We start from the raw sequence: 22,701 nt of genomic DNA, 5'->3' as shown, positions 1-22,701 counted from the left end.
CAAGTAGTTTAACAGAAAATATCGCTAAATCAGGGGATTATCCAGTAAATTTTGCGTACTTAAGCAAGCGCGCACTGAATTTAGTCGGTGCACTTTTATACTTGTCTCGATTTATATAGATTTTTATCTTTTTGAATTCTTCTACCAAACTCATCATCCCCCCTCGATCGACAAATCGAGAGGTTTCACCAATACTGACAACGGATCGCTCAAGTTCATTCAGTTGTTGAAAAACGTCATCTGATTCATTGACACTATCTACGAACAAATAGTTGCACTGCTTTTCCAAGGTATCTTCTATTCGATCCACATTTAGAATTGAGATTGGTTTTTCACTCGCACCTTTAAATTCATTGCTGGTTAACATCGAAAAATATTTTTGTGATTGGCGCTCTTCCAACACGCAAAAAGTCAATTCAGCAAATTCAGATTGCCAGCGAGAATAATTTACGATGTGAAACATGAAGGTTGCACGGATTTTTGTCGCTGATTCGTTGTTAGGTTGCGCTTGGGCGAACAATTTTAGGCTACACAGTAACGCACAGACAATAACTATGATTCGGTAATAAATAATCATTACGAACTCTTTGCCAACGTTTCTGCATCGACTTTGCGCACCGGAAACAATATATTAAATTCGACTCCCTTGCCTTCTTCGCTAGTAATTGTAATCGAGCCATTTAAGGCTTGTGTTACCAGATTATAAACCAAGTGCATCCCCAAGCCGCTCCCGCCTTGACCACGTTTTGTCGTTACAAAGGGATCGAAAATACGTTTTCTTAAGTGCTCTGGGATCCCTTTACCATTGTCCAAATAACGAATACTAATTTTATTTGGGGTCACCATATCGACAAAAATATCAATTTTGCCTTGGGGTTTATTCTCAAAACCATGAATGATGGAATTCATGATCAAGTTCATCATGATTTGGTTAATCGGTCCGGCTTTCGTTTCTATAAATAGATCCTGCTCGCAATGCAGGGCAATTTCATGCTGAAATTTCTTTAGCTTGGGGCGCATTGATAGAAGAATTTCGTCCATCAACTGTGCAAAAGAAAAGACTCTGTTTGTCTCGGTTGATTGATCCACTGCAACCTGCTTAAAACTGGAAATAAGTTCTGCTGCACGGTTTAAGTTGCGATAGATAATATTTAGGTTTTCCTGACCTTCAGAAATAAACTTCGACAGCGTGCTGGCCTTCAAGCTCTTGTCAGTAAATTCCTTTTCGATTTGTGTCAGTCTGTCCAACATCATCGTAGAAGCCGTTACGCCCAATCCAATTGGCGTGTTGACCTCATGAGCGACGCCAGCGACCATATCTCCAAGCGAGGCCATTTTTTCATTTTGAACCATCTGGCGTTGGAATTGGTGCAATTTTTCAAGGGTTTGAATGAGTTCTTGGTTGGCCTCTTTTAATGCCAAGGTGCGTTGTTCAACTTTTTCTTCGAGGCTAGTTTGTAATTTTTGTTGTTCTTCTTCAGCTCTATCCCGTTCCTTCAGATAATGTTGAGTGCGATCTAGCATGTCGTTGAAGGCTATTGCTAATATATCTAACTCTTTGATATTGGTTTTTTCTGCTCTGCCTTCGTAATCCCGTTGACGTGAGACTCTCTGCACTAGCGAAACCAAGTCTGTAATGGGATCAGCCAGGGCTTTTTGTAATTTAAGAGTCAAGAAATAACAAATAATCAGAATAACCACTAAAGCCGTCAAGGTGGTAATGATCGAGCTTGCGGTAAGCTCATTAAGAATATCGGCGGAGGCCCTTACGTAAACATATCCTATTATTTTCTGTTCAACGATGTCATCGGTATTTTGTGAAACGACTATGGGTTTAATCAACTCGAAATGGCTGCCGGTTAGCACTGGCTCGCGCAATTGTTCGAGCCGATGCCACATTTGTGGAGCGGGCGCTTGTCCTTCACGGTTATAGCTTGCGAAAAAGGTTGGATCGCTGTTCTCGTTCGCCCGATAAATATGCACTATTTCAATAAATGGTGCAGCTTCTAAGCGTTTGAGATTTTCCGCCTCAACAATATTATCGTCAAACTCCAGGCTGGCAATTGCATTGTTACCGATAAGCTCCGAATAAACGTTAACTTGATCGATAAGCTTACTTTTGTAGTTAGTGATTTGGTTGATTAACGAGATACTCGCAGTGACCACGAGGGCTAAGGTGGTGATGGCCATGACCACCCACACTATCAGTGTTTTGATTGACAGAAACTTAGCTTCGCCTGACATTGATTCGAACTTAGGTTGCGCTCGTTATTTTCAGCAGTGACTCTAATATTGATATAAAACCAATAAAAAGGAAACTTTTTGATGGAAATAGTAAAAAAATCAATGGCAAAAGTGAAAAGCGGCAGTGATTAATCCCTAATTAGCGAGACAAAATCAGACTCACTTATACTAAGTTGATTTGCCAATCTACCTAGTTCAATTAATTCATCGATTTTGCCTTGCTCTGTTGCTGCTGCAATTCTTATTGACTGGAAATCTGCCATGCAAATACACACCATTTCGCCTTCAATCACGTTTAACGAAGGAAGACTCAAAGAAGCCCTTTTGTATAACAAGTTCGGGCAAACCTGGGTTCGCTGCGGCAACTGGACACATTGTTCAGGCATTTCTTGAGAATAGGAGTTTTGACTAAACAAGGAAAACGCTAAGCCGAAAGCCAGGCTGAATTTTAATTTTTGTTTTTTCAACATGACTCATACAACTCTTGATAGTCGAGCGCAGCTTGATGCCAAGTGAATTTTGTATGCATTGCTCGCTTTTTCATTTTAGCAAAACTCTGCGGATATTCGTAATAGTGTAAAAGTGCACGTAAAATGCAGCTAAGTAGCGCGGTGCTGTCAGGCTGGTCAAATACAAAACCAGTCGATTGGTCCGGTTGTTCCTTCAAATCAATCACCGTGTCTTTTAATCCTCCTACAGCACGGACTATCGGCAAAGTTCCATAGGCCAGGCTGTACATCTGATTCAATCCACAAGGCTCGAAAAGAGAAGGCATTAAAAAGAAATCACTTCCGGCTTCCAATAGGTGCGCCAGCTCTTCACTGAATGTCTCGATAAAAATAAATTTGTCGGGATGGATCAACGCGTGTCGATGCAAAACCTCGCTTATTGAAGGATCGCCCGTACCTACAATTAATAGCTGCACATTGTGTTGTAATAGGTCTTCGAGAATGGGCAGGATATAGCCAAATCCCTTTTGCTCCGTTAATCGGCAAACCATACCGATTAATGGTACTGAACTATTTTCAGGTAACCCGGCTTTAATTTGTAATGACCGCTTGCAGGATCCTTTGCCTTGCAGTGACTCAACATCATAATTAGTTGGCAATAGCTTATCAGTCGCCGGATCCCATTCGCTATAATCGCACCCATTCAAAATTCCAGAGACATCCTTGCGGCGCGCTTGAAACTCGTTATACAGCATGTGGCTGCCAAGAGTGGTTAACAACTCACTGGCATAATTTGGACTTACCGTATTGATTTTGTCAGCATAACGAATACCAATCCGAAGAAAGTTAACTGCGTCTCCGTCAAGTTGGCTGTGTAACGCTTTATGCGGGTGTAAATAGGGAATTTCGTCCAAACGATGCGTACCATGAAAAGCACCATTGTGAATGGTCAAAATGCTTTTACTGTCTTTAAAAAATCCACTGTTGTCGGTACGCAAAAAATAAGGTGTTAAAGCGGTGTGCCAGTCATTGCAATGCACAATGTCAGGTTGGAATTCTAACAACTTCGCGGTATGCAGAGCAGCATCTGCAAAAAATGCGAACCTTTCAGCATTGTCTGGGTAGGCATGGTAGCCATCGGTATAAAAACCATTTCGAGAGAAAAAGTCTGCATGGGCGACGCAATAAACGGGTACATCTTCAATGTATACCTGACGAACACCAAATGAATAAGCCCTGTCGTAAGCATGAATCGTATGCTCATCAACTACTGTTTTGGCTTCATGATTGTCTTCAATCAATTTATAAAATGGCATCACTATAATGACTTCGTGCCCAAGCTTTTTCAGCTCAATAGGCAAAGACTTTGCGACATCAGCTAGACCGCCTGTCTTGGCAAGATCCTGGACTTCTGAAACAACAAACAGAATTTTCAAACTTTGCTACTCCTAAATGCCACCATATTGATGATTAAGATTGCTTTTATGCTGGTCTGCAAGACTATACGAGCAAACAACAGGATCGCAAGTATTGCGCTGTCATTTTGAGCTAAGACGGTCTCGTATTCAGTGGAATTGGTATTAAGCGCGACTAAAGTACAAATTAAATTTACTGGTTTGCGCCAACGTCTTAACATTTCCCAAGGATTTTTTGAGTTGATCAGGATAAGGTAAAAAACGATTGGCGACTAAGGTCAATGTAGCATTGGGCTCCAAATGGTTTTTTATTCCCGCAATGAAATCCTGGGTTACATCGTAGTTTGTGTGGATCCCAGTATGAAAAGGGGGGTTAGTAAAAACGTGATTAAACCTTTGACTAATATTGGTCAGTCCATTGGAAGGAACAACCTTGCCTTTAAAACCATTTTTTTCCAACGTGAGTTCGGTTGCATGAATAGCCAATGCACTGACATCACAGAAGGTGACCTGCAAATTCTCATGCTTTTTTGCTAAAAAGCAGCCAATGATCCCCGCACCGCAAGCGAAATCCAAAATATCCCCCTTGAGCGTTTGCGGTAAATTTTCTAATAACAACCGGGTGCCCGGATCAAGCTCTCCAGCACTAAATACGCCGGGTAAAAATGCGACAGAGACAGTAGTTTCGGCTACAGTAATGTCTCTGTAGGTTACCCAATTAGCCAAATCAAAAGCCACAGCTTTGTTAATTTGCGCGCAATACAGCGCACAGTGGCGTGCCGAGTCGACTTTGTTAACCTGAGTTGCGACTTGTTTGAACAGCTTGTCTGCACTTTTAATCCCAGATTTATTCTCACCCACTAAATAAATCAAACCATCAGGCTTGATACAACTTGCCATGTTTTGAATCAACATCTGCGCATGTTCTTTGGATTTAGGCATGTAGATGATTGCGCCATCGTAGGCGTCTTTTACGGTTATGCTGGCAGCGAATTCGTGGCGTTGCTCGGGGGCTTGATTGGTACATCGTTGGTACACGTCGAACATTTGATGGAATCCGCTAAAGCGCTGACGATCCAAGTTCGTAAATATCTCTGCCTCAGGAGCATTGGCGACCAACCAGTTCCCTTGTTCAAAGAAATCTTGGTTCCTTAGAATGACCTGACTAGGCGCAGAAAGCATCAGCTAACACGCTCAAACATCAAATCCCAAACTCCATGACCTAAACGATGGCCGCGCTGTTCAAATTTGGTCAAAGGACGGTTGTCTGGACGTGGCACAAAGTCGTTAGTAACGGACTGGTTTTTAAATCCTGGGGCTTGCTTCATTACCTCAAGCATGTGTTCGGCGTAGTTTTCCCAATCTGTTGCCATGTGGAAAACTCCACCAACTTCTAGTTTCTTTCTAAGTTTTTCAACAAAATCGGCTTGTACAATACGGCGCTTGTGATGGCGTTTTTTATGCCAGGGATCAGGGAAAAACAGCTGTACGCGCTGCAAGCTAGCATCCGGGATGCAATCGGCTAGCACTTCAACAGCGTCATGTTCGAAAACGCGTAGGTTAGTGACACCTTTTTCATCCGCAGAAGCCATGCAGGTTCCTACGCCAGGACGGTGAACTTCAATACCAATAAAGTTTTTGTCAGGTTCATTGGATGCCATCTCAACCAATGATGTGCCCATACCAAATCCGATCTCTAGAACCACTGGTGCATCGCGACCAAAAGTTTGAGCCATTTCCAGCATGCCGTTTTTGTGTTCCAGACCCATTGACGGCCAAAACTCTTCTAAAGCTCTCGCTTGGCCTTTTGTTAATCGGCCTTCTCGCTTTACGAAGCTACGAACTTTTTGAACATAAACGCCTGCAGCTTCGGCTTCTTCTTGAGTTTTGAATTGACTCATAACGTACCTAAAAATTTTCGAATTGGGACCTAATAACATCCTTCAATCTCTTGGAGGATGGGGGCTGCGCATTATGCACTGGTTGCCTTAAAAATCAAACCTAACCGACAGATTAAATCTGTCACTTTTTGGACAGACCGTATGAGTCTAATGCAGCAATGTGGATATAGAAAGTAACAGGGTAAACAGTCGCCGCTAGAGCGCATGCTTGTGGGGATCTCAACAATCTGGTCATTTACACAACTTTTTGGCTCAATTTAGGATGCCACAAGCACCATATTTGACTAACTAATTGAATAATATATGAAAAATAATTGGCATTATGGTTGCTCAAGGAAAGGGATAATTTAATTTTAGAAAAAATAGGAGCATGGTCATGCAGACTAGCCTAGCCGCTTTTTCTGACGACGAGCGTCTTTGGTCCGATAAATTGTTAAACGGCACCGGTGCGCTTTGGCTAACAACGGCTTTAATCGGACAGTGGTTATTTGTCAGTTACATCATCGGTTTTTATGGTCTGTCTTTCGTTGGCGGAAACTTGTCACAATGGGCAGATGTACTTCCAAAGGGGATCATAGAGGGAGAAAGCTTTGGCAATTCGATGATCATTATCCATATTTTATTGCCAATTTTAGTTATGTCGTTGGGTGGTTTGCAGCTTGTACCAGCCATTCGAAATCGATTTAGAACATTTCACCGCGTTAATGGACGCGTCTATTTAATCACTGCGGTCATCACCAGCATAACCGGAATTTATATGATTCTGGTGCGAGGCACTGTTGGTGACACGATCCAGCACTTGATCACCACATTTAATGGCTTACTCATTTTACTTTTTGCCTATTTCACCATTGATATGGCGATGCGCCGCAATATTGAAGAACATCGCAAGTGGGCTATGCGTTTATTTGTTGTGGTCAGTGGCGTTTGGACGTTTAGAGTGATGTTAATGTTCTGGTTTACGGCAAATGGCGGGCCTGTAGGTGTTGACCTAGAGACTTTCACCGGTCCCGCTATCAAAATAATGACCGTCGGACAGTTTTTGTTACCCCTTCTTATACTCGAATGTTATTTTGCTGGTCAGCAGTCAACAAATCACCTCAATAAAGTGCTGGCAAGCGTTATTGTTTTGTTGACCACCTTATGTATGTCAGTGGGCATATTTGCGGCCTTTGCAGGCATGTGGTTGCCCAGAATGACCTAGGTTAATTTAGAAGTTTGTAAAGCTGATCTGCAATGACATCTGGCTGACTAAGTAACATCATATGTGCAGTATCTTGCAGATTTAGATGAGTCGATTTTAGGCAGCGCTGGCTCAGTTGTGCAATTGAGTCGCAATCTGCAATTTTGTCGTGTTGAGCCGTGATGAAATTAATCTGAAAAGGCGCGTTTTGAAGTTGTTTGCTCATGTCTTCACGGGGTGTGGTTGATTGGATGTGACCACGCAACACAGTATTGCCAAGGTCTTTTTCCATCTCCAATACTGGCCCGGTAATGTTTTCGTTATTCAATTCGTCAGACGTGACAAATTGCTTTAGGCGTGCTTTGTTCATAGTCAATTTTGTATTTTGATGCAGGGTTTTAAGCAATTGTTCTCGTGCGCGAATCTCTTCGTTAGTTAAGCCTTTGGGGTTATAGCCAATGAGGGTTAACGAGGCGATTCTCCCTGGCGCCTGACTTGCGCAAACTGACGCTATAAATCCGCCCATGGAAAAACCGACTAAGTGAACTTCCTGTTCAAATGAGTCTATTCTGTCTTGGCTTAACGCCAACATCTGCGCCAAAGAATCCGCCCACTGCAAAGGAACGTAACTGCGTTGCTGGAATGACATACGTTGCCACACGGGTAACCATATTCTTTCGTCACAAAGCATTCCGGGGAAAAATATTACGGGTTGTTCAATTGTCTTCATTAAGTGTGGTCTATTTTCTTTGGATTCTTGTATGATCACACTATCAGGCGGTAACGCCAATCAAAATTTGACAGGCAACTGATGCAACATACTGAGCAACCATTTAGTGAAAAACTTTTAGCATGGTTCCACCAACACGGTAGGAAAGACTTACCCTGGCAGCAAGACAAAACACCCTACAGGGTTTGGGTCTCTGAGATTATGCTACAGCAAACCCAAGTCAAAACGGTGATCCCCTATTATCAAAAATTTATGACGAGTTTTCCTACTATTGAGGCGCTTGCCAAGGCAAATACCGATGATGTACTACACCATTGGACAGGGCTGGGCTACTACGCCCGAGCTAGAAACCTGCACAAGGCTGCGCAAAAAATAATGGACGATAACAACGGTAATTTCCCAACAGATTTACAAAGTGTCATGGCATTGCCTGGCATTGGACGCTCAACCGCAGGAGCGATTCTATCGATTGCTTGCGGTCAATCAATTAGCATCCTAGACGGCAATGTTAAAAGAGTGCTTTCGCGTTTCTTTGCTGTCTCTGGGTGGCCTGGAAATCGAGCAGTTGAGCAGCAGCTCTGGGAGTACGCTGATGCGTTGACACCAAAAAAAGATACGGGAATTTATACACAGGCGATGATGGATCTTGGCGCAACCCTTTGCACACGCAGCAAGCCAAGCTGCGATGATTGCCCGGTACAAAATCAATGTCTGGCGTTTGCACAGGGCACTCAAAGTGAGTTTCCTGGCAAAAAGCCAAAAAAAGTCATCCCAACAAAATCCACAGTTATGATACTGCCAATGTGGCAACAACAGGTTTTAATCTATAAACGCCCTTCATCGGGGATTTGGGGAGGATTGTTTGGTTTTTTTGAAGCCCAACAGCTAAGTGACGTGCAAGCGATTTCCCAAAGGTTGCAACTTGGCGCTTACAACGAGCAAAAACTTGAGCCATTCAGGCACACATTCAGTCATTTTCATTTGGACATTCAACCAATTTTATTGGAGTTAAAAAAACCGCCTACGGGTCAGGTGTCCGAAAACGAAACACTTTGGTATGACCTTCGCTCTCCACCAAATGTAGGATTAGCAGCGCCAACCACTAAACTTTTTAGTACACTAAGCGCAAATCTTTAATTACTTCACGGAATCAATCAATGAGTAGAACGGTTTTTTGTCAAAAATTGCAAAAAGATGCAGATGGCTTAGATTTTCAATTGTATCCCGGTGAGCTGGGAAAGCGCATATTTGACAACATCAGTAAAGAAGCATGGACTGAATGGCAAAAAAAACAGACCATGTTAATCAATGAAAATAAATTGAACATGATGCAACCTGAAGCACGCGCGTTTTTGGAAGAGCAAATGGTCGGTTATTTGTTTGAAGGCAAAGAGCCCAATATTGAGGGATATGTGCCGCCTCAGAGTTGATTTGGGCTTACATTGGCCGGTTTATTGCTGACTTTTCCATCAATCTTGTTATAAAGCTTAAAAATTACGAAAAATCGGTTGACTTGAAAGCCAAGAATCCGTTTAATACGCACCCACGGCGCTGCCAAGTCACTTTTTAAGCGCTGTGTTTGAAGACAATATGTCTGTGCCTCGATAGCTCAGTTGGTAGAGCAGCGGATTGAAAATCCGCGTGTCCCTGGTTCGATCCCGGGTCGAGGCACCACTATTCCAGAAGCCCTGCAAGCAATTGCGGGGCTTTTTCGTTTCAGTCACATTATCCCGGCATGCTCTTACGGCGCGCACGCAGTGCGGGCTCTCCTTAAAAGACTGACGAATTAGACAAAAGAACCTCTTCGACGGTATCCAAAACAAAACGCATACTGAACCCATCCTTGGTCACTCTTCTAGCCAGTCCGTCCGTGGACTGTCTATCAACCGGCTGGAACAGTGCTCCAGAAAGCCCCAGTTTCACCCTGTGCCGCGCACGCGTTCCGATCTCGGGCCGAAGCATCATTATTTTCAACTATCAAATTAGAGTCAAAATACTCATCTAAGCTATTTAACCTGGTCCTTGTGTTCTAGTAGAAGCGCTGAGCATTGTTTCATCTGTAGAAATTACTGATCCGTTGATAGTAATATCGGCGTGCTTCCATGCGGCCTCAAATCTACTCTCCACATTCTTTGCTTCTTCAGTTTTGCCTTGTAAGATTAAGGCTTCGGCAAGTCCGCGGAGCGCCCAGCCATTTTCGACCATAATCTCAAGGTCTCGTTGATAGGTCGCTTCTGCTGCTGCAAATTCACCTGCTGCTAGTTGTGCGGCACCTAGCGCATGTCTTACAGGAAAGAACCATTCTGGTGGTTCTGAGTACGGCAACGAATCTTCCAATACTACAGCTGTCTTAAATGTGGATATTGCTGTTTGCAGATCTCCAGCATATTCTGCAATCGAGCCCGTTAACACTGTCTCAGCAATCTTCAAAAGAATTGGTGCCCCCTCGCGATTAAAAAAACGAAGAGATTCGGTCTCTGGCATGTTCCGAATTTCGGCTAATTTTGTGAGTTCTAACTCGGCGTTTGTTGGGTCATTAAGCCCAACAAACGCTTGCCCCCGGGCATAGTGCCAAATTCCACGTGCGTACAGCAGATCCTCTGCTGGTTCAGGTGTGTCGAGGATCCCCTGCCAATCAGCAAACCTGACTTTTGCGTAGAGTGGCTGCGAATAAAAATGTTGTGCCACGGCCATGCCTGGTGCTCGAAGTAGCTCTTCTGTTAGTGCCGCGGCAGTCCCTTCAGCGAGTTCGTAGGCTTTACTTTTCCAACCACTAATGGCTGCCGTCACCCAGCCAAAATGCCAATTGTGTGGGATGTATCCAGCGAGATAGATTGGACTATTTGACCGACAGCTTTGAACAAACTCATTATCTGCGGCAGTCGCTAACATGTTATTCAGGGTTGCATCATAGTAACGCCCCACTCTCATATAAATATGCGCAGGCATATGAACCAAATGCCCGGCCGCAGGGGCAAGTTCCGCCAGCGTATCTGCATAGGGTTCTGCACGCTCTGGGTTTGTAGATTGCTCTACTGCATGAATATATAAGTGAATTGCGCCAATGTGTTTTTTATCGAGCGCTAAAGCGGTTTCAATGGTATCTGTTATTTCTTTGGTCCAAGGTCGTGTAACACCTTTTGCATCCCAAAAATCCCATGGGTGAACGTCCATCATTGATTCGGCCGCTAATGCAGTAATATGGGCGTCTTTCGGGTAGGCTTTCATTACTGCGCGCATACCCTCTGCGTATGCTTCGTTTAGCGAGGTTCTATCCGCAGGCTCAGTCTCTAAATACCTATTTTGCAGTGCATTGATGAGCGCTTTTTCCTTGGCACTGACGTTTTCGCTTAGTTCTTTCGCCATTTTAGCTAAACCAAAAGCGCGGGGGGCATTTCCAGCTGCCATATCGGCATTCACATTTGGCCCCAAAACTAGCGCGCTGCCCCAATAACACATGGCACAATCTGGGTCATAAATGGTTGCTTCGTTAAACGCGAAATCCGCGGCTGCATGGTTAAACGCATAGGATAAGGCAAGTCCTTGGTTAAAGTACTGTTGCGCGACAGCAGATTGGGTAGTGATGGGAAAGTTCACTTCGCCCAAACCACTAAATAAGGGTTGCCGCCAATTGCTTTGTGCAAGCTCCAAATCTGTTTTCGTTTCTGCACCGGTATCAGCGTTTTTGCTATCAATATTATCCCCACAGCCAAATAATAAAATCAGTGAGGCGATTGTGAGGAACGTTTTTGAAAAAAGTCGATGGGAGAAAACACCACCGTTAAAATTTAATATCCGCATAAGTGTTTATCCCTTTGGTGTATGAAATAACTTCCGCGTAGCGCTGCGTCAACCTATTAAAATTTGTAACTTTCTCGCTTAGTCGGAATGCAATGAATAACAGTTGAGACAACTTGTGACCTAGTATCGTTATGTTGACCAATTTATGATTTACCCTTACAAAGAGAGCAATGAGTTCTCAAACAGGTCGTTTCTCGCTTTAAAATCGGTTAATATTTGAGCAGTGCTGTCTCACTATAACGCTTAATCAATGTCCAATACCAACTATATGCAGATGTTTGTGCATTTATTTGAGAGCACTTTGTAATAACGCGCAAAACATGTCGAATAATGAGTGTTCTTATTTGGACCATCTGGCTTTCCCATGATGACGATGAAGTTCGCAGGTATTCTGGCTCAACGAGTTTGCAAACCTCAGGAGAATCCCGCCTCGAACACCATTATTTCTAAGCCCTGCGCTGAAATTTTCGGGGCTTTTTCGTTCCAATGATTGAACGAACCAAGGAAAGTCGAGATTAGACCTATATGTGCCCTAAAATGTATCTCATAGTGCCATTTGTTGCGTAAATACTATTAGTAGATAAATCAAGGAGACTTATAAAGCCCTGAAGGGAGGTTTTTGGCCATTTCCTCTAGATGAGTCTCACATGTACCGCAACATCCACCCCAAATATCCATATGTTCGTACCGCTTTTTTAATTCTCCGATTTGTATACCTAGCTCGACGGGATTCCCTTCTTCTAGGTGACCAAGCTTACACAATGAAATTTTGTCCATCTTTGCAGCGTTTGGCCTCAGCGATCTGACTCTGTGCATCCATTCTCCGTCACTAAGTGCTGGCCCGAATTCATCCGGGTGTGAGCAGTTGATACTGAAAAAAGAAGGGTATCCGGCAGTTTGAGCATCAACAATTTTAATAGCGGACGAAAATGACAAACCACTCGATAACTTGTGCTCACTCGTTAACGTGAAAGAAATCGCGATAGGCAATCCTATTTTTTTTGCAGCTCTCACGACACCTATTGCTTCTTGCACATGTGAAAACGTAACTGCCCAGACCAGATCAACACCTGCCGCTTTTAGCGTCTCAATTTGCACACTATGGTATTGCTCTGATTCTTCTATCGACATATTGTTTGCACCGAAGTATGCGTCTCCTCTAGGCCCTACGTACCCGGTAAATAAACACTGATCTATTTGCCCGTTATATTCGGCTGCGACATCTCGTAAGAATTGGATTGATCTCATGTTAGCCTCTCGAAGACCGTCTTCTGAATACCCCAAGGCTTTGCCATAATCTGGGCTCGCCCTGTAGTCGAAACCGCCAATGAGCGCGTTATGGCCATATTTAGCAACGACGTCAAGATATCTGCGATACATATTCTTAATAGTTTCTGAGGCTTCAGGGTTTTCTAATAAAGGGAACATAGCAAAATGAGGTAAGTCAAATCCCCATTTGTACATTATTTCAGTTTCAATCCCGCCTTCTGTAAGAAAAATTGTATTGGGACGGCTTTCGGGAAAATTGATATTCGTCAAATTAGACTCCGTATTTTATTTGTTATCACATCACGCCAGATGGCGTTATGTGAGCTAAAAAGTAATCAAAAATGCTTCAATAATTATCATCAGCAATATTGGACTATTCAATATCTAGTTTTTTGGCGGCGACTATTTGGAAGTGAAATCTAATATTTGTTTTATTTTATACAGGGTTACGAATTTCAAATTGTGACGTATTTGTGACGGTGTGTGGTAATCATCTACCGAAGGGCGACACATCTATTGCAGATCTATCAAATATTTGGTTACCGATACGCTCTATGGGCCCGTTATCAGTCGGGTATGAATTCAGAATCGTTTAGTAAATATGGCCCTCACAGGCAGCGCTTAAGAAATACTATTAAATGTAAAACATTGAGGTGGGTTCAAATATGAGTTCGACACAATTGCATTTCGTTCACGCAAACGGCTTCCCAGCCGGTTGCTACTCTAGCTTTTTAGGTATGCTAAAAAATGTTGAAGTCAAAGCAATTGAAAAAATTTCCCACAAAAGCACAGTATTACCCAAAAATTTGGATGCGCTGGTTGAAGAGTTTGTTGACTCTGTTATGGCCGGCTTCGAAGCCCCAGTCATCGCCATGGGGCATAGCACAGGAGCTTGTGTGGTAGGCTTGGCAGCTTCGCGATATCCCTATTTGTTCAAAGGGGTTATTATGTTAGAACCGATATTTCTTTCAACATCAAAGCGTCTGATTATTGGGTTTTTAAAGACATTGGGCCTAATTGACTACTTTGGCCCTTCCGGCGCAGCAAAGAAACGAAAAAATCGATTTGCCACAATCAATGATGCGCGTATACATTTCTCCCGAAAGAACCTATTTTCAAATTTTGATAATGCATGTTTTGAAGATTTTATGGAAAGCGGCTTTTACTTAAAGGATGGAACTATCCATTTGTCTTTTTCAACGGAGATTGAAGCCCAGCTTTTCCGCACGATTCTTGTCAACATACCAAGGCAACTGAAACATGTAAAAAGCACAATAATTTTTGGATCTAAAAGCAATATGATTTCTTCTTGGGATGTGAGCTGGTGTAGGAATAGCATGTTCGAAAGTTCAGTCCAAATGGTCCAAGGGGGACATATGTTTCCACTCGAAATGCCACGAGAATCGGCGCAGTTGATTAATGAAACAATTAACGTAATAAACTCACATGAAAACACACACTAGCCAAATATATTACCTCAAAAACCGTGTGAGAGCGTTTAAAAGCGGCGTTGTGCGCATATAAGTTTCGCACAATAGCCGTTGATTGTGATTGTGATTGTGATTGTGGTGCAGGAAGTGACATTGAGTTTTTACTTTCAACAGGATACGAAGTATTTGGCTATGACAATGAAGATAGAGCACTAGAAATGCTATCAGGTAGATTCAAAGACAATTCGTTTGTTCAAGTAAAAAAGTTAGTATTTTTGGATTTCGACTACCCAGATGCTTTGTTCATTGCTGCAGATGCGAGTTTATTTTTTGCCGTTAGATCAACTCGCACTTTCAATATCTAGAATGTTACCTGCACTGAGACCAGGACGCGTTTTTTCGCTACGTTTTTAGGCGAGCACGACTCAATGCTTGAAAATTATCCACACGTACATAGTTGGTTCTATTCCGAAGCAATTCATGAACAGGAAATCAGGGAGTACTTTAAAAATCTAGAAATCATTTCTTTTGATGAAATTCGCTGCTCGGGTTCCTCCACTGAATGTGATAACAACAATTGGCATATATACAGCGTTCTCGCAAAAAAACTTGCTTAGACTTCCCGAGTAACAGTTGAAATTTTATCCAAGTTAAATAGGTGAATCACGGTTTCTAATACTTAAGTTCGGCTTAGCTTTCATTTGTAGAACACATCAAACAATTTTCTGGACGCTTTACTTTCCTTTTTTACGATCGCTTTATAAAAAATGCCAACTAGCGAGAAATGTTTTGGCAATACTAGTAGCTTCAATATCCGTATTATTTTTTTGTCACGTTTCTGTGACGTCCACTCCTTATTCTTACTGAATTCTTAATTTATGGAAGCAAATCAATGTTTCGTTATTTTTTCCTCCTCATTTTTTGTTTAATTCTTTTCGGCTGTGATATTGAAGAAGACGCATCTACTGAACCATTGGACCCGCCTTCCAAAATTGAATTCCAAAGTATGGGTTTAGAAGGTTTAATTATTAACCAATTTGAAAAGTCAGTTTTTGATGACAGCATAACGGCTGCTACAAGTGCGGGCGTTTTCATATTGAACAATAGCAGCGATTGGCAGTTAATCAGCAATGACGATTGGTATGTCCGTGATGTTGTGTCTTTATACCCAGAACACCTTATAGCCAGTGTGTCTGTCAATGAAAACGAATTCCTCTATGAAACAAGGAATAATGGTGCTTCCTGGGAGATCATCTCAACTAATTTTGGCGGACCAAATCCTCAGCCAACTTCCGAGCTATATGAACCCGCGAATAGACTTATGTTCGACGATACACTTGGCGTGCTCTACGCAGTAGGTTATGGCGTTCTTGCAAAGTCAGACGACTTCGGTATTACATGGCAAGAGCTTTCAGGCGAATGGCAGACTTTTGCTACAGGGCTTTTTACTCTATTAAAAATGCCTGCAAGCAGTGAAATTTGGTTTGGAGGTCAAAACGCAATAGAGGGGGCCTTGCTTCGGAGCTTCGACGAAAATACTCTTGAAACGATTAATTATACTAGTGTAGTTGATGTCTTAGAGTCGCCTAGTTCAGTGAAGAGTATAAATCTTGTAGGGTCGAACAAGGAGCGGGTCGTAGTATCAGGTGAGGGAGGTATTGTGTTTTCAGATGACTCAGGTGAAAGTTGGGCCGCTTTAATTGAAGATGAAAATTCAAGGTTTTACTTTGACCTAGTGGAGTTAGGCACAAGCAATTTATTGGTGACTTCCTCTTGGGCTAAAAATTTCGATTCGTCGCAACCTCTCATTCTAGAAGTCAGCAGTGATGGCGGAGGCAGTTGGCATAAATATACGTTAGACGATAATGATCTTTTTGGCGGCGTTTGGAGCCTCACTTTCAAAGAATCTGAAGAATTTTTTATTGTTTATTTGGGGCTCTACAAAGGTGGCGTTTTTCAGGTCCAAATTCCTAAAGATTTTGTTAACTAACAGTTTGTCTTCACACTAATTAATATTGGCAGCTCAAGCGGTCACTTCATACATATCAATGAAGAGCGAAGGTTGGAATATTACTTACGCAGATGCACGTCTTTCTATGCGAGGTTGCTTATAAAAAGTATTATTTGGTAAATGCATACACTATGGACCAAAACTCTTAATAGCAATCTATTAATCGCTGTTTTGAAACGTATATAAAAAATAGGGAATAGGCTCTATGGTAAGCAATAATTTAACTCCTGGTTTTCGTATTACTACCAATCAGGATGAATTTGACTTGTATTCTGTGCTCTCGTTCCTCGAGTCTTCATACTGGGCAAAGGGAATCACACTTGAAAGGCTTTCAAAAGCCGTTGAAAACTCACTTTGTTTTGGAGTGATTTCTCCACAGGGCAGGCAAGTAGGATTCGCCAGAGTCATATCTGACAAATCAACCTTTGCCTATCTATCTGATGTTTATATATTGCAGGAATATCGTGGATTTGGTTTATCGAAGTTGTTACTTATGAATATTTTCAGGCATAAGGATTTACAAGGGCTAAGAAGGTTCATGTTATCTACATTGGATGCTCAGGGATTATATTCTAAATTTGGTTTCACTGATCTCAAAGAACCAAAAATTCATATGGAAAAAAGTTTATTAGAATTAGAAATTCTTAATGCTAATGAAAGTTGCTCTGCTGATTTGTAGAAAAGCCTAACAAATTGCATTGTGATCTCGTTCCCGTCTAGCAGTATTTTCCAATGGTACTTTTCTTTAAAGCACAAAGTCCTTTTAATTTAAGAGCACAGTTTCTCATTCACCCAGAATATTTGTGACGGTTTTGTCACGCATTTAAAGGATTATCGTATCGTTCTGGTAATAAAGTGGATGTTTAGGTGTACAAAATGGCTTCAATCGTATGTGAAACTTTTCTGTCTCCTCTTGGCGAACTAGTTTTAGGCGATTTTCAGGGAAGGCTCGTTATGTGTGATTGGTCCTGCAGATCCAATCGAATCCTTATTTACAATCGACTTTGCAGAAAATATTCGGCATCTTTTAGAAAAGGTAAGTCCCCTCTATTGGAAGAAGCGATTTACCAAATTGAAGAGTATTTCTCGGGATGTCGTACGGCGTTCACTGTTCCTTTCACCCTTGATGGAACTTACTTCCAATCCGAAGTTTGGCATCAAGTTCGAAGAATCCCTTTTGGACAACGCTCGACGTACTCCAAAATATCTCGACGCTTAAATGTTTTTGATTCCAAAGAAAAAATAAAAAGAGCTCTCGCTGCGTGCCCTATATCAATAATTATCCCTACCCATCGAGCGATATGCGAGGACCATAAAATAAATGACTTTGCCGGCTTTGAGCGAACTTCCATTTTACTGCGGAATTTAGAAAGTCCGCTGGTAAATCGCCGAGCGATGTATGCTTCAAAAGCGTTAGAACAAGCCTGTAGCTCGTGACTAGGCATTCGCTCAACTATGTGAAAATACTAATAGATGCTTGTTGACTAGATGATAGTAATCGTTTTGTCTCATAACTTTCAGTTTATGTAGCCAAATCTGCCCCCTTCAGCTTTAGAGTTTTGGATGAAATGTACTTTGGTTAAATATATGGTGTTTGCATTAATGCTTGCCGTGTCTTGTCTCGCTCAGGCAGATGGTAGTCAGTCGCCTATATTGATAGGAACGTATAAATACCCAGGAATAGACAGGGCGGCTTCGATCAAGCCACTATTAGAGTCAGTAGTAGCCAATTTAAATGCCCCCGCTGTGGTAGTTTTATTTGACTCTCCTTCTGAGCTAGCAGATGCGTTCAAGCAAGGTCAAATTCAAATAGCAGTTCCCAATCTTGCTGGCTATCTGCAGATCGCATTCAGCCCTACAATTGACTTCGTTTTGCTTGCTAGCCCAGACACATTAGGGTCAAGTTATACCAGTAGTATTGTGACAAGTTTCAGAGGACAAACAACGTTGACAGATTTACGTGCGCTTTCCAACAAGCCTATTGCAACCGTCTGGTCTGATTCTATATCCGGTGGGTTAGTTGGATTAGCATATGTCAATACAAGACTAAATAACAAAGGCTTGAGTTATGAAACGGCATATGTCGGTAGTCATGTAAATGTGTTCAAAGGGGTAGCGGAATTAAGCTTTGAATTCGGGATTCTTGCCACCAAAGTGTTTTTAGAGGAAAGTAAAAAAAATCCAGGAAAAGTATCAGAAGTTTGGCGGTCATCGATTATTCCTTTTGGGCCTCTGGTGTGTGCAATTGAACCATTGAGTTCTTGTCTTCGGCTTCAACATATTTTAATAAAAAACGCTAAAGAGAGCGAAAAGATATTGGAAGGGCTAAAAAAAGGTTGGCCAGAATTCGGAAATTCGACAACGTTTGTTAGAGTGGAAAAAAGCGATCTCGAACCACTAGTAAGGATCTTAAAACAGCTTTAATTTAGCTGTGTGATTCATAGAGATCGTTTCAATCTGGCGATCTCTAAATCTCGTCTGTAATTTGCATCCTGAACCCTTTCACTTTTGAGTTTATAGCTTTCAATAACAGCATCTGAGAACGGAGTTTCTTCAGAGAGAATGAAATACTTTTCCATTGGTGTTTTGCCTTTGTGAGCACTATGTGGACGATTCCAATTATAGTAGTGCTGCCATTCAGAAAGTTGACTGTCCAAGTCATCAGATTCGATATCTACAGTTGCATAAAACTCGGCTTTATCGGTTTTCTGAGATCGCTCAACTTTTCCATTAAGATGTGGTGAAGCTGGTTTATTAGGACGAAACTTGATACCCAGAGACATCATTTTTTTCTGAACCTTTTCAGCAAAAAATTCTCTGCCACGATCAGTTTGAAATCGCTGAATAGGAAAAGGCATTTCTTCAACAACAGCGTCAATAAAGTCTAATGTATTGGCTGCCGTACGACGCTTGTAGAGCCTCAAAACCCTATATCTAGTGCAGTCGTCGATCGAAGTATATTGATAAAGCCCAGGAGCTATTTTGCAAGTGTCCATTTGTACTCTATCGCCAGGCAATGGTCGTTCATATCGAATGTAATCAACCTTTCGCCTGAATTTTTGAAGAGGTTTAACTTGATGCTTTTTGAAAACTTTGTGAATTGTCGCCAGACCTAATGATATGTTGTGAAGTCTAAATAACTCGCTTTGAAGCCTCCTAGCTCCGAGATTTCTTGCTGAGCGTAATTCCAAAATTAGCTTCTCAACTTTGTCTGTGGTTTTAAGATTTGGTGACAAATGAGGACGCTTACTTTGGCTAATCAGACCAACTTTGCCTAACTCTTGATAGCGCCTCCACCATTTACGGAGAGTTGGTCTGGTGATGCCACATTTACGACAAACTAAACCTGCATCACCTGATGATTCAAGTAATTTTATCCAGACCAATCTCTGTTGAATTTCATCATTCATAACATCCAATTATAATGAAAGGATGTCTATGAATCACACAATTTAGCTAAGTAATACGCCGTTTCTTCCCTCGTTTTTTACGGCGTAAAGATTTTTATCAGCTATCTCAAAAAGTTCCTTAAACGTACAAGAATCTCCATCATTGTATGTCCAAGCTGCGCCAGCAGAAACTGTAAATTTCACTTCACAAGAACCCTCTTTAACAACGAGTCTCTCTGTTGCAACCCTTATTCGTTCCAACACATCCTTTAACTCATTGCGCTTTATTGAAGTGAGCACAAGCACAAACTCTTCGCCACCATATCGTATAGAAAGATCTGCGTGAGATCGCACATTTATCTTTATCAGATTGGCCATTTCCAATATGCATTTATCTCCTACGCTGTGGCCATGAGTGTCATTGATAGCTTTGAAGTGGTCAATGTCGAGAATCGATATAGCAATCCCGCCGGGGGGAAAACCACTCTCTAAATAAGCCTCTGCCTTCTGTACTCCAATTGTCTTATTTAGTAACCCCGTCATTTGATCGACAGTAGTTTTTTCTTCAATACTTAACAGATGCCTTTTATCTCCTCTAAAGTTTCTTTTCGAGATAAACACAAAGGCTACTGCCATTCCTGAGATAACGACTATGTATGTCACAGCGGCAAAGTTGCCTTGTGCATAAACGTGAAAAAGTATTGGGCTCATTAAAATTAATATATTGAGGATTGCACCGTGCCTAATCGGGGCAAACGAAATGCTCCCATGTGCGGCTAACGCCACGCTCGTTGATGCAAACAATAAGAATGATAAATGCATGTTTGCTTCAGAAATAAGTACGCCTATTGTCCCCCATAAGAGGCCAGCGAGAACAAAACCGTATATTGCAACCATACCAACAGCGCTTGAGCTTGATCCATCTAGGAACTTTTTAGCACAAAAATAACGTGTCAATCCAATACAAAGAAAGGCAATTTCTATTTGAATGAAAACGTTAAAATCAAATAAGGTTTCGTCAGTGGAAAAGTATAAAATAGGGAATAGTAACGGGTGAACAAAAACAGCTAGCTTTGTATTTCGGACAAAATAAAATTTTTCAAGACTGCGGTTTTGATTTGTCGCCATAATACCCCCGAAAAAGAAGTGTAATCGTACAATAAATGTGGTTTTTTCGGAAGGAAATATAGACGGTCAGAAAGCGTTTAAAGGGTGGCTAATCAGATATTTTTTTGTTTTCAAATTTAGTAAACTCAGTCATCAGCATTAAACGACCGTATCGCTATGACCACCAAATTGCAGATTAAAACTATCGGAAGGCTCGAATTTGTGTTTCGTGGTCAAAATATACGGCTCTCAAGAAAAAAATCTAAAATTCTTCTTGTGTACCTCCACGCAAACAAGGGGTGGAATGACAGAAACAAATTGTCATCTTTGTTCTGGCCAGATTCAGACTTTTCCAAAGCAAAGGGGGCTTTGCGTACAGTTCTATCGGATATAAATAAAGCGTTCAGATGTGACATTTTCGAATACTCGAATGATAGTATAAGATTATCTAAGCAACTAACAGTGGTTGATGACTTATCGTTAGCAAAACACTGTCTTCGTGACGCCAGCAAGAAAACACTCAATCATCTTTTCTCGCTTCTAAATAAGGAGCACTTGGAAGGTGTAAACTTCGACTTTTCTGACGAGCTTTCCCAATGGGCAACGATTGATAAAGCTTTTTTCAAAGATACATTTTCCAAAATTATTTTGACTGCAGTTAATGAAGACAAAATTCCACCTGAAACACTTTTAGAATATTTAAATATGTCAATATTGTCAGACCCCGAAAGCGACGTTGCAGTAGAGGCCGTAGTTTCGAAATTTATAGAAAAGGGTATGAAAGAAAAGGCAGAGCTTGCATTGGACCAATATGAATCTGCGAATTTGGCTAACAACGATTCGAGTGTGACGATCGCTATCAAAAATTTGAGATCCACGATTCTTAATGAATCAACTTACAATACAAGTTTGATTTCTAATAAAAAGGCGCATTTAAGCTCAAAAGTCGACTATATAGCTTGTGGGAATTCATCTATAGCGGCGATGCACTTTGATAATAAAAAAAGACGAACATTAGTTTTTTTATTAGGTTTTGTTTCGCACATTGAAATAGCAATTGAAGAACCTCGACTAAGCCATTTCTTAATGGATTTCGCCGAAGAGTACAATGTTGTTATTTTTGACCGACGAGAGTCTGGGTTGTCCGAAAGAACAGGACAGCCTCCAACAATGCAAGAGACAGCTGAAGCGATCCGCGAAATTATTCATTTCTACTCTCTTGGTCCAGTCACATTGGTAGGTACATCAATTGGAGGTCTTCCTGCCATTAGGTTTGCTGCGCAAAACAATAGTGGTGTCGTTGATAGTTTAGTTTTATACGGAACATCCGCTAAATGGACCTCCGATTTAGATTATCCGTATTCTGTACCAGATGTTGTCTTTGACAAATGGATCGAAAAAATAAGGCTTAACTGGGGTAAGCCGATAAGTGTCGCTAACTTTGCTCCCACTTTTGAGAAAGACCTTCCTCTTATCAATTGGTGGGCAAAAATGGTCCGTTCTGCCTCTGGGCCAGAAATGGTCAAACGTCTTTTATTGGCTGCGAAGCATATCGATTTGCGCGACGATTTAGAGCAAGTTGCAATAAAAACCCTTGTTGTCCATAAGGAAGGCGATAAAGTCGTTCGTGTTGAGAATGGTAAATACTTAGCCCGGTCAATACCCAATGCAAGGTTTGTGGGTCTAGAAGGAAATTGTCATTGGCTTTGGCTTGAGGACACAGAAACATTCTTTCTAGAACTAAGAAAGTTCACTCGGCAGCTGGGGTAACG

General features: G+C 41.7%; 21 protein-coding genes and 1 tRNA gene. 11 read left to right on the top strand and 11 right to left on the bottom strand.

The genetic code is table 11. From position 1 onward, the window contains the following. Nucleotides 1–37 precede the first annotated feature (37 nt). The 6 genes from FM019_RS01100 to trmB all read right to left on the bottom strand — a co-directional run bounded on the left by FM019_RS01100 (nt 38) and on the right by trmB (nt 6,009). Nucleotides 38–577 (bottom strand): YfiR family protein, encoded by a 540-nt coding sequence (locus FM019_RS01100; protein ID WP_143834042.1) that lies wholly within the window; start codon nt 575–577, stop codon nt 38–40. Continuing rightward, complete coding sequence (locus FM019_RS01095; protein ID WP_143834041.1) at nt 577–2,244, bottom strand: ATP-binding protein; 1,668 nt, start codon at nt 2,242–2,244, stop codon at nt 577–579. The genes FM019_RS01100 and FM019_RS01095 overlap by 1 nt, the downstream gene beginning before the upstream one ends. Before the next feature lie 128 nt (nt 2,245–2,372). Beyond that, nucleotides 2,373–2,714, bottom strand: a complete 342-nt coding sequence (locus FM019_RS01090; RefSeq protein ID WP_143834040.1) for a hypothetical protein — start codon at nt 2,712–2,714, stop codon at nt 2,373–2,375. Continuing rightward, complete coding sequence (gene glgA / locus FM019_RS01085) at nt 2,708–4,129, bottom strand: glycogen synthase GlgA (RefSeq protein WP_143834039.1); 1,422 nt, start codon at nt 4,127–4,129, stop codon at nt 2,708–2,710. Before glgA ends, FM019_RS01090 begins: the two co-directional genes overlap by 7 nt. A gap of 144 nt (nt 4,130–4,273) precedes the next feature. Continuing rightward, nucleotides 4,274–5,290: a 16S rRNA (guanine(1207)-N(2))-methyltransferase RsmC gene (rsmC, locus tag FM019_RS01080; RefSeq protein WP_143834038.1), complete on the bottom strand. Its 1,017-nt coding sequence runs from the start codon at nt 5,288–5,290 to the stop codon at nt 4,274–4,276. After that, nucleotides 5,290–6,009 (bottom strand): tRNA (guanosine(46)-N7)-methyltransferase TrmB, encoded by a 720-nt coding sequence (gene trmB / locus FM019_RS01075; RefSeq protein WP_143834037.1) that lies wholly within the window; start codon nt 6,007–6,009, stop codon nt 5,290–5,292. The genes rsmC and trmB overlap by 1 nt, the downstream gene beginning before the upstream one ends. 376 nt (nt 6,010–6,385) lie before the next feature. Here trmB and FM019_RS01070 point away from each other — a divergent pair, with 376 nt between their 5' ends. Next, entirely contained in the window at nt 6,386–7,213 is an 828-nt protein-coding gene (locus FM019_RS01070; protein ID WP_185969139.1) for a DUF2306 domain-containing protein, read from the top strand. Nucleotide 7,214: 1 nt separating this feature from the next. Here FM019_RS01070 and FM019_RS01065 read toward each other — a convergent pair whose 3' ends face one another. Beyond that, nucleotides 7,215–7,922 carry an alpha/beta fold hydrolase gene (locus tag FM019_RS01065; protein WP_143834035.1) on the bottom strand — a complete coding sequence of 236 codons (708 nt, stop codon included), beginning with the start codon at nt 7,920–7,922 and terminating at the stop codon, nt 7,215–7,217. An 81-nt stretch (nt 7,923–8,003) separates the two neighbouring features. Here FM019_RS01065 and mutY point away from each other — a divergent pair, with 81 nt between their 5' ends. From mutY to FM019_RS01050, 3 genes are all read left to right on the top strand, one after another. Next, nucleotides 8,004–9,059, top strand: coding sequence for an A/G-specific adenine glycosylase (gene mutY, locus FM019_RS01060; protein WP_143834034.1), 1,056 nt, complete (start codon nt 8,004–8,006; stop codon nt 9,057–9,059). A 20-nt stretch (nt 9,060–9,079) separates the two neighbouring features. Beyond that, complete coding sequence (locus tag FM019_RS01055; RefSeq protein WP_143834033.1) at nt 9,080–9,352, top strand: oxidative damage protection protein; 273 nt, start codon at nt 9,080–9,082, stop codon at nt 9,350–9,352. Between the two features lie 168 nt (nt 9,353–9,520). Then, nucleotides 9,521–9,596, top strand: a tRNA-Phe gene (locus tag FM019_RS01050). 336 nt (nt 9,597–9,932) lie between these two features. On the opposite strand, the gene FM019_RS01045 is transcribed toward FM019_RS01050, so the two are convergent. Further along, nucleotides 9,933–11,723 (bottom strand): hypothetical protein, encoded by a 1,791-nt coding sequence (locus tag FM019_RS01045; RefSeq protein WP_143834032.1) that lies wholly within the window; start codon nt 11,721–11,723, stop codon nt 9,933–9,935. 585 nt (nt 11,724–12,308) lie between these two features. Further along, entirely contained in the window at nt 12,309–13,262 is a 954-nt protein-coding gene (locus FM019_RS01040) for a homocysteine S-methyltransferase family protein (protein WP_221934346.1), read from the bottom strand. A 395-nt stretch (nt 13,263–13,657) separates the two neighbouring features. Here FM019_RS01040 and FM019_RS01035 point away from each other — a divergent pair, with 395 nt between their 5' ends. The 6 genes from FM019_RS01035 (at nt 13,658) to FM019_RS01010 (ending at nt 18,857) form a co-directional block, all read left to right on the top strand. Further along, the gene (locus FM019_RS01035) at nt 13,658–14,455 is read left to right on the top strand and encodes an alpha/beta fold hydrolase (protein WP_143834031.1); all 798 of its coding nucleotides are present in this window, start codon (nt 13,658–13,660) and stop codon (nt 14,453–14,455) included. A gap of 47 nt (nt 14,456–14,502) precedes the next feature. Then, nucleotides 14,503–14,787 carry a hypothetical protein gene (locus FM019_RS01030; protein ID WP_143834030.1) on the top strand — a complete coding sequence of 95 codons (285 nt, stop codon included), beginning with the start codon at nt 14,503–14,505 and terminating at the stop codon, nt 14,785–14,787. A 527-nt stretch (nt 14,788–15,314) separates the two neighbouring features. Then, nucleotides 15,315–16,412: a WD40/YVTN/BNR-like repeat-containing protein gene (locus FM019_RS01025; RefSeq protein WP_143834029.1), complete on the top strand. Its 1,098-nt coding sequence runs from the start codon at nt 15,315–15,317 to the stop codon at nt 16,410–16,412. A gap of 226 nt (nt 16,413–16,638) precedes the next feature. Beyond that, entirely contained in the window at nt 16,639–17,112 is a 474-nt protein-coding gene (locus FM019_RS01020) for a GNAT family N-acetyltransferase (RefSeq protein ID WP_143834028.1), read from the top strand. Nucleotides 17,113–17,309: 197 nt separating this feature from the next. Next, complete coding sequence (locus FM019_RS21110; protein WP_143834027.1) at nt 17,310–17,870, top strand: methylated-DNA--[protein]-cysteine S-methyltransferase; 561 nt, start codon at nt 17,310–17,312, stop codon at nt 17,868–17,870. 126 nt (nt 17,871–17,996) lie between these two features. Continuing rightward, nucleotides 17,997–18,857: a phosphate/phosphite/phosphonate ABC transporter substrate-binding protein gene (locus FM019_RS01010; protein WP_143834026.1), complete on the top strand. Its 861-nt coding sequence runs from the start codon at nt 17,997–17,999 to the stop codon at nt 18,855–18,857. Between the two features lie 14 nt (nt 18,858–18,871). Here FM019_RS01010 and FM019_RS01005 read toward each other — a convergent pair whose 3' ends face one another. Then, the gene (locus FM019_RS01005; RefSeq protein WP_143834025.1) at nt 18,872–19,843 is read right to left on the bottom strand and encodes an IS481 family transposase; all 972 of its coding nucleotides are present in this window, start codon (nt 19,841–19,843) and stop codon (nt 18,872–18,874) included. Between the two features lie 42 nt (nt 19,844–19,885). Next, nucleotides 19,886–20,950 carry a GGDEF domain-containing protein gene (locus FM019_RS01000; RefSeq protein ID WP_143834024.1) on the bottom strand — a complete coding sequence of 355 codons (1,065 nt, stop codon included), beginning with the start codon at nt 20,948–20,950 and terminating at the stop codon, nt 19,886–19,888. A gap of 156 nt (nt 20,951–21,106) precedes the next feature. Here FM019_RS01000 and FM019_RS00995 point away from each other — a divergent pair, with 156 nt between their 5' ends. Next, nucleotides 21,107–22,699, top strand: coding sequence for an alpha/beta hydrolase (locus tag FM019_RS00995; protein ID WP_143834023.1), 1,593 nt, complete (start codon nt 21,107–21,109; stop codon nt 22,697–22,699). The last annotated feature ends 2 nt before the right edge of the window (nt 22,700–22,701 follow it).

Source organism: Aliiglaciecola sp. M165 (assembly GCF_007197995.1).
In the GTDB taxonomy this organism is placed as follows: Bacteria; Pseudomonadota; Gammaproteobacteria; order Enterobacterales; family Alteromonadaceae; genus Aliiglaciecola.
This window is presented reverse-complemented; position numbering and strand designations above follow the sequence as displayed.

Excerpts from the sequence above, each read along its gene's own strand:
- FM019_RS01100 (WP_143834042.1), bottom strand. The coding sequence starts at position 577 with ATGATTATTTATTACCGAATCATAGTTATTGTCTGTGCGTTACTGTGT.
- FM019_RS01095 (WP_143834041.1), bottom strand. The coding sequence starts at position 2,244 with ATGTCAGGCGAAGCTAAGTTTCTGTCAATCAAAACACTGATAGTGTGG.
- FM019_RS01090 (WP_143834040.1), bottom strand. The coding sequence starts at position 2,714 with ATGTTGAAAAAACAAAAATTAAAATTCAGCCTGGCTTTCGGCTTAGCG.
- rsmC (WP_143834038.1), bottom strand. The coding sequence starts at position 5,290 with ATGCTTTCTGCGCCTAGTCAGGTCATTCTAAGGAACCAAGATTTCTTT.
- trmB (WP_143834037.1), bottom strand. The coding sequence starts at position 6,009 with ATGAGTCAATTCAAAACTCAAGAAGAAGCCGAAGCTGCAGGCGTTTAT.
- FM019_RS01070 (WP_185969139.1), top strand. The coding sequence starts at position 6,386 with ATGCAGACTAGCCTAGCCGCTTTTTCTGACGACGAGCGTCTTTGGTCC.
- FM019_RS01065 (WP_143834035.1), bottom strand. The coding sequence starts at position 7,922 with ATGAAGACAATTGAACAACCCGTAATATTTTTCCCCGGAATGCTTTGT.
- mutY (WP_143834034.1), top strand. The coding sequence starts at position 8,004 with ATGCAACATACTGAGCAACCATTTAGTGAAAAACTTTTAGCATGGTTC.
- FM019_RS01055 (WP_143834033.1), top strand. The coding sequence starts at position 9,080 with ATGAGTAGAACGGTTTTTTGTCAAAAATTGCAAAAAGATGCAGATGGC.
- FM019_RS01045 (WP_143834032.1), bottom strand. The coding sequence starts at position 11,723 with ATGCGGATATTAAATTTTAACGGTGGTGTTTTCTCCCATCGACTTTTT.
- FM019_RS01035 (WP_143834031.1), top strand. The coding sequence starts at position 13,658 with ATGAGTTCGACACAATTGCATTTCGTTCACGCAAACGGCTTCCCAGCC.
- FM019_RS01025 (WP_143834029.1), top strand. The coding sequence starts at position 15,315 with ATGTTTCGTTATTTTTTCCTCCTCATTTTTTGTTTAATTCTTTTCGGC.
- FM019_RS01020 (WP_143834028.1), top strand. The coding sequence starts at position 16,639 with ATGGTAAGCAATAATTTAACTCCTGGTTTTCGTATTACTACCAATCAG.
- FM019_RS21110 (WP_143834027.1), top strand. The coding sequence starts at position 17,310 with ATGGCTTCAATCGTATGTGAAACTTTTCTGTCTCCTCTTGGCGAACTA.
- FM019_RS01010 (WP_143834026.1), top strand. The coding sequence starts at position 17,997 with ATGAAATGTACTTTGGTTAAATATATGGTGTTTGCATTAATGCTTGCC.
- FM019_RS01005 (WP_143834025.1), bottom strand. The coding sequence starts at position 19,843 with ATGAATGATGAAATTCAACAGAGATTGGTCTGGATAAAATTACTTGAA.
- FM019_RS01000 (WP_143834024.1), bottom strand. The coding sequence starts at position 20,950 with ATGGCGACAAATCAAAACCGCAGTCTTGAAAAATTTTATTTTGTCCGA.
- FM019_RS00995 (WP_143834023.1), top strand. The coding sequence starts at position 21,107 with ATGACCACCAAATTGCAGATTAAAACTATCGGAAGGCTCGAATTTGTG.